The organism is Nitratireductor aquimarinus (genome assembly GCF_017255295.1).
Lineage (GTDB): Bacteria > Pseudomonadota > Alphaproteobacteria > Rhizobiales > Rhizobiaceae > Nitratireductor > Nitratireductor aquimarinus.
Window position 1 is genome coordinate 1 of the sequence record NZ_JAFKDE010000028.1, and the last position, 594, is coordinate 594.

A 594-nucleotide genomic window follows, 5' to 3' on the forward strand; every position below is an offset into this window, starting at 1 on the left:
ATGTTCAGCGTGATCGTCGCAACAGCCGTCGAGCCGTCGCTGTCTTCGATCGTCACCGCCACGCTGCCCTGATCCGTCGCCGTCCCCGGCGCATGCGGATAGGCTGCAGTCTGCGTGAAGGTGTACGCGCCCGTCGTCTCGTTGATCTCGAGCGTCCAGTAATCCGTCGTGATCGTCGTCACGCCGCCGGTCGAGCTGTTGGTCACTTCCGCACCAAGCGCCCCGTCATAGACCGCAGACACGAACCCGCCCGGGCCGTCGCCGCCGAAGTCGAACGCCAGATCGCCCGTGTCCGACTGCGGCGCAAACCCGTCCGCATGCGAGCCAGCAACGCTGTCGTCGCCCGGAACATCGCTCAGGCTCGTCGTCTGGTTCGTCGCGCTCGGCGCAAACGCATCGCCCGAGAAGGTGATGGTCAGTTCCGCCGTCGCCGTGTCGCCATCGGCGTCGATCACCGTGTAGGTGAACACATCCGTCGAGCCCGCCGGCACCGACATCCCCGCCGTCGGCGTGTAGCTGTAGGTGCCGTCAGCGTTCAGAACAAGCTGGCCATACGCCCCGGCAATGCCGCCCAGATTCGTGCCACCCGTCGTC

The 594-nt window shown here is 66.3% G+C and carries 1 protein-coding gene; it reads right to left on the reverse strand.

Annotated features, from left to right (window positions below; translation table 11 throughout):
• Positions 1–594, reverse strand: a 594-nt coding sequence (locus JYP46_RS22045) for an Ig-like domain-containing protein (protein WP_206549375.1), incomplete at both ends; no start/stop codon positions are given.